4 protein-coding genes are annotated in these 6494 nt (G+C 24.9%); 1 reads left to right on the forward strand and 3 read right to left on the reverse strand.

The features are described from left to right. Positions 1–1638, forward strand: a complete 1638-nt coding sequence (gene repA / locus ACTG47_RS20590) for a replication protein RepA (RefSeq protein WP_479927262.1) — start codon at positions 1–3, stop codon at positions 1636–1638. Between the two features lie 1136 nt (positions 1639–2774). Here the strand turns inward: repA and ACTG47_RS20595 are convergent. From ACTG47_RS20595 to ACTG47_RS20605, 3 genes are read right to left on the reverse strand one after another with little or no spacing between them, the layout of a single operon-like run. Then, positions 2775–3362: a peptidoglycan-binding domain-containing protein gene (locus ACTG47_RS20595; protein WP_479927263.1), complete on the reverse strand. Its 588-nt coding sequence runs from the start codon at positions 3360–3362 to the stop codon at positions 2775–2777. Positions 3363–3408: 46 nt separating this feature from the next. Then, complete coding sequence (locus ACTG47_RS20600) at positions 3409–4395, reverse strand: M56 family metallopeptidase (protein WP_479927264.1); 987 nt, start codon at positions 4393–4395, stop codon at positions 3409–3411. A 14-nt stretch (positions 4396–4409) separates the two neighbouring features. After that, positions 4410–4778: a BlaI/MecI/CopY family transcriptional regulator gene (locus tag ACTG47_RS20605; protein ID WP_321124089.1), complete on the reverse strand. Its 369-nt coding sequence runs from the start codon at positions 4776–4778 to the stop codon at positions 4410–4412. Positions 4779–6494: the final 1716 nt, after the last annotated feature.

Genomic DNA, 6494 nt, shown 5'->3' on the forward strand with positions numbered 1-6494 from the left:
ATGGAACAATTAGATTTAAAGTATAAATTAAAAAAATTTCTAATGGCAGTATTTAGAGATGGGATAGGGCAAGGAAATAATTTTATTGATGATGAATATATTAGAGTATTTCAAAATAATAAAAGCAATAGTAAACAATTAGAACTCGGAGAAGAATTTAAAGAATATAGTAAAGTAACTTTTTTTAAAAATATAGATGATTTAGTAGAATTTGCCTTCGCAAAAAATATTTATTATGAAAATACATTTTTTAACTTATGTACAACTGATGGAAAAGCAGGAGCTAATGAAAACTTAATAAATAGATATGTACTAGGATTTGATTTTGATAAAAAAGAATTAGGACAAGGTTTTAATTATAAAGATATAATTAATTTATTTACTAAGATAGGATTACACTATCATATCCTAGTTGATAGTGGAAATGGATTCCATGTTTATGTGCTAATTAATAAAACTAATAACATTAAGTTAGTATCAGAAGTTACAAATACATTAATAAATAAATTGGGTGCAGATAAACAAGCAAATTTATCTACTCAAGTATTAAGAGTACCTTATACATATAATATTAAAAATACTACTAAACAAGTAAAAATAATACACCAAGACAAAAATATATATAGATATGACATAGAAAAGTTAGCTAAAAAATATTGCAAAGATGTAAAAACAGTAGGTAATACTAATACAAAATATATATTAGATAGTAAGCTACCAAATTGTATAGTAGATATTTTAAAAAATGGTAGTAAAGATGGACACAAAAACCTAGATTTGCAAAAAATAGTTGTGACTTTAAGATTGAGGAATAAAAGTTTAAGTCAAGTAATGTCCATTGCTAGAGAATGGAACTATATATCACAAAATAGTCTTTCAAATAGTGAACTAGAATATCAAGTCAAGTATATGTATGAGAAGCTTAAAACAGTTAATTTTGGTTGTACAGTTTGTGAGTTTAATAGTGATTGTTGGAATAAAATAGAATCAGATTTTATATATAGTGATGAAGATATGTTGTTCAATATGCCACATAAGCACTCAAAGGATTTGAAATATAAGAATAGGAAAGGGGTTAAAATAATGACTGGTAATCAATTGTTTATCTATAATGTGTTACTTAACAATAAAGATAGAGAATTAAACATAGACGATATAATGGAGCTTATAACCTATAAACGTAAGAAGAAAGTTAAAAACATTGTTATGAGTGAAAAGACATTAAGAGAAACATTAAAAGAGCTTCAACATAATGATTATATTACAAAAACAAAAGGTGTTACAAAGCTAGGAATAAAAGATACATACAAGGTAAAGGAAGTTAGATGCAATATAGATAAACAATATACTATTAGTTACTTCGCTACCTTGACAGTAATATGGGGAATAATTTCTACAGAAGAATTAAGATTATATACTCATATGAGATACAAACAAGATTTATTGGTCAAAGATGATAAAATAAAAGGAAATATATTAAGAATTAATCAAGAGGAGTTAGCTAAAGATTTAGGAGTAACACAACAAAGAATTTCGGACATGATAGAATCTTTATTAGATACTAAAATTTTAGATGTATGGGAAACTAAAATAAATGATAGAGGATTTATGTACTATACATATAGATTAAATAAATAGATTTTTAATAGGATTAGAATTGATTTTCTAGTCCTATTTTTATTCAAAAAAACTAATTGATAAAAATTTCTTTTGGTAAAATAATTGTACGAGAATTGCAAAAAAAAAATGGCATTAAAGCATTGAAAACAAGCCGTTTTAAAAATTTCTTTTGGTAAAATAATTGTACATATATATGTAGTATATATATCTCCCTCTTTGGAGGAATACATATAGAGTCAGAATACATATAGAGTCAGAATACATATAGAGTCAGAATACATATAGAGTCAGAATACATATAGAGTCAGAATACATATAGAGTCAGAATACATATAGAGTCAGAATACATATAGAGTCAGAATACATATAGAGTCAGAATACATATAGAGTCAGAATACATATAGAGTCAGAATACATATAGAGTCAGAATACATATAGAGTCAGAATACATATAGAGTCAGAATACATATAGAGTCAGAATACATATAGAGTCAGACCTAATTAGTAGATGCTTTTTTTAAATAAGTTGAAAATCAAAAAAAGTATTAGTAAGTATTGGAAATGCTAGATTCTAAAATAGAAAAGTAAAAAATTGGTGCACTATCTAAACTTATCTCTAGCTTCTTTTTTCTTATAGGCGTCTTACCCTTGTTACAGTACAGGTGAATAGGAACTAAACAAATGTGAAGTGTAATGGCTAATAGTTCTATCTTATAAAGAGGAGTTACCATAGTTTAGTTCCTACTAGAATAGCTAGATTACTTAGTTAAGAACTCGCATTTCACGAGTTGTAATATCCTAATATACTAAATAATAGTTCTAGTACCTAGATACTTGTCTTTGAAACGAATATACTGAATTACATGTGATTACAACTTACATGTTATATATAATTTTAAAATGCTTATTATGCACTTAAAAAAATAACTTTACAAAACAAACAAATAAGGGATTATAAAAATAAATAGATAAACAAAAAAGAAAATTGAAATGGCTTAGAGAGGGTTACAGGGCTTTGAATATGTAATTAAAATACTTGTTTTATCATGCTTAATTTTATAGAGCTTTATTAATAAAAAAGTAGGCAGCTTAAAAAAGTCACCTTATAATAGGTGACTTAATTTTTATATGTAAATTAATAATTGTGATTTTACTTATAAATGTGCAACATAGGCTAATCTTTCCCAAGTTCTTGCTCCAACAATACCATCTACTCCTAAGCCATTACTTGACTGGAAGCTTCTGACTCTTGTATATGTTTCATTTCCAAATTGACTATCAACACCTATAGAATAACCACAAGCTTTAAGCAATATTTGTGCTAAATGTACAGGATTACCACTTTCTATTTTATGATAACCTACTAAAGTAGATGTAGTAACAGTATAATTTTTTTGTCCAGTTACTTTAAAATATGTACCATAAAAATATATATCAAAACCATCAGGGATTTTCTTATAATCTTTTAATCCATAACTTTGCATTTCATCAGATGGTATAAATATTTCAGCTTTAGGTGATGGAGCTATACCCATTTCTTCACATTTAGCCTTATATTCTTCTTTGACTTGTTTTGGAGCATTATCATAAGTAAAGGTATAACCTTCAATATGAATTGTCCATAATGGCTTGTCTGTTTCTGTGTAAGTTGAATTTGTTTCAGTATCTGCAAATACAATACCACTTGTTAATGCAAATAAACAACATAACACTATTAATATTTTTTTAACTTTTTTTAACATAAAAACCCTCCTTGAATATTATTTAATTATTCCACAATGGAATAGTTTAAACATCAACATGAATTTTGTAAACTGAGTCTTTCAGTGGAAATTTTTTATATATTGAACGGTCGGGTGATTTATAAGAAATAGAGTCAAAAGTTAAATATGTAAGAGAAGACAACAAACATAATATTAAAGCTATTATTATGCCTTTTCTGTTTTTGGTAATAAACATATTATGTAATCTTTTTTCAAACCCTTTAATTCTATGTAAACCAGTAGAAAATTCATTATGTATATTTGTATTTCTTTCGATTGAGTTTACAACAGTCATAGCATAACTTTGTCTATCTTCAAGACTATAATCCTTTAAAACTGTTTCATCACAGTGCATTTCACAAATATTTTCTACAACTCTATCCAATAGATATACAAGTGGATTGAACCAATAAACACATTTTAAAAATAAGATTAAGTATCTAATATATAAATCTTTGCTTTTATAGTGAATCAATTCATGTCTTAAAATCCAGTTTAATTCTTCTAAAGAATAATCATGTGGAGGTAAAAGAATATATTTTTCAAATAATCCAAAACAAGAAGGATTTGCAACTTCATAAGTGTATTTTAGTTTTATATTTCCTTTTATTTTAAATTCATTTAATAAATTATCATAAAGATTTTTTACTTCTATTTCTTCAATATCATATGATAAATCAACTATTAGGCTTTTAAATTTCAAGTATCTTTTAATTGTTTTGATAAAAAGTAATAGTGCAATAGCACTCCAAATAAATATAATAATATTTTCATTAATTGGAAAGTTATCTATATTTGAATTATCAAGTAAATTTTTAGTGTCTAATTTATTTGTTGTATATGTGTATGTAAAAGGTATGACTAATTTAGCTATAGCAATTAGCCAAATATAATAATTAAGTCTTTTACTAAAACCTTTGAGTAAAGTCGTATTTAAAACTATCAAAATACAAATAATTAAACTACTTATGATTGTTGAACGAATTAGAGTCTGTAAAATTAAATTAACCATATAATCTACCTATTTTATTTTTTATTTTGTATATCTTTAATAAAGTTTTTAAATGTTTTTATTTCCTCTTTGCTAAATTCTTTTTTACTCATTGATTGAAGTAAGCTTGTTACAGATTCATTATGTATATTTTTTAAAAAATCAAAAGTTTCATATTGTAGATAGCTTTCCTCATCAACCAAAACGGTATATGTTGTATATGATGTGTGCTTCTCAGCAGATAAAAAATTTCTTTTTACTAATCTTGATAAGAGTGTAAGTGTTGTAGTTTGCTTCCACTCATGACTCATTATAGAAACTATGTCTTGTGATGTCAATACCTTGTCAGACTGCCAAAATAATTTCATTATTTTCAATTCAGAAGGTGGTATTTTTTTAAACATAATTAATTCCCCCAATACTTTTTTAATTTACTTTCATTCTATTAAAATAGAGTACAAGAGTCAAATTGGTATATAAAATATATTCTATAATCGTAAAACAAAATGTCGAAAAGTTCTCTACATGGGTAGAATTCAAGGTTTAAATATTTTTAGTTTATTAAGAAATATATGTATTTAAGATTGAGTAAAAATAAGCATAAAGATATAAAAAATTAATATTTACTGACATATAACTGACAAATCAACAAATATAAGAACTATAAAAGCGAGTTTATGTATTGAAATTACTGGGTTTTATAAAAAAATGGCATACAATACTTACTTTTATGCCATATATTACTGACATATAAAAAAGTCTTGTAAGTATTGGAATCACTAGTTTATATCGGTTTTAGATGCAGAATTGTCGTTTTGTAAAAAAAGTCACTAAAATTTATAAAAATAATTATTGATTGATATGAATTATCACAAAAAAGATATCTATTTCTATGAAAAAAAAATTTTCGTCTGCATGTAAAAATAGCTATAGTAATGCGTACAAATGTTCTGTTTTGCAGAATTATTTGTATGTAAATTATATTGAAAATTAGAATTTTATATGGATAAAACAGAGCTATCAAATAGGAGTATATAGTAAATGTTTATATAATATAATGACCTCGTACGAGCTTGTAAGAGCCGTTTAAAAGTTGCCTTAGTGTAATTCATCTTTGAAAATTTAAAATAGGTTTAAATGGCTTGTTAAATATGATGGTATTACTATTAGATATAGGGGGGTAGTTATATAGTTACATGTTGTTTTAAAAAACAAATTTAACTATAGTTCTTTCACTTCCACATTACAAAAAAATAAATTGAGTGTGTATGTTTTTAGGTCAAAATGATGTTTAAATATTGAAAAATAGGAATATAGTGTATGTAAAATTTAGAATAGTGTATGTAATTTTAGACATAAAAATATGTGATTAAACCTTAAAAAAGTAGGAATATAGTGTATGCTAAAAAAAAAATTGACATATATATTGAAAAATGGTATAATCAAGGTTTAGATTAAAACATATCAAATTACCATATCTATTTATATATTTTCAAACAGTTAATATATAAAATGCTTGTATTTCAATGTAAATACATTCTTTTATACCCTCCATAGGGTATACCATTAAAATTATCTTATATTCAGCAAATTAAAAAAATTCAATAGGAGGTGTAATATAAAAGGATTTTTAGTTACTAAGTTTAAACAAAAAACAGTAGGAACTTATTGAATAAAAAAGTAGAGAAACCATTCATGTACAAGAGGGAATTAAAGTTGTCATATAATATTATTAATGATAAGCTATAATATAGCAATATAGCAGAGTTTGAACCAATATTGGAATTAAACAAAAAAAATACTCCAAGCCGTCCAAAGCAGAGTATTTTCAAAATAATATTTTAAGATAACAACAAAATGAGATAATACTACTAGATAAAGACAACTCAACTACCAATTGAGTTTATGGAGCTACCAACTCCAATATCAGTCTAACTGACTTTAGAAAATAAGTATCTGTAGTTATATAATAATATTGCTATCAATTTTAGCATCTTAACAATATTATTATACATACTAAGTCAAAAATATTCAATAGTTGTAAAAGTTGATTGGTCAATAAGTATATACTTAATGTAGTGTTATCTCCTAAAAAAACTAGATAAGGAGATAATGAATAT

The sequence above is a fragment of the Clostridioides sp. LIBA-6622 genome (assembly GCF_056716095.1).

What these genes read in the sequence shown, in the direction of transcription:
- repA (WP_479927262.1), top strand. Translation starts at nt 1, where the DNA reads ATGGAACAATTAGATTTAAAGTATAAATTAAAAAAATTTCTAATGGCA.
- ACTG47_RS20595 (WP_479927263.1), bottom strand. Translation starts at nt 3,362, where the DNA reads ATGTTAAAAAAAGTTAAAAAAATATTAATAGTGTTATGTTGTTTATTT.
- ACTG47_RS20600 (WP_479927264.1), bottom strand. Translation starts at nt 4,395, where the DNA reads ATGGTTAATTTAATTTTACAGACTCTAATTCGTTCAACAATCATAAGT.
- ACTG47_RS20605 (WP_321124089.1), bottom strand. Translation starts at nt 4,778, where the DNA reads ATGTTTAAAAAAATACCACCTTCTGAATTGAAAATAATGAAATTATTT.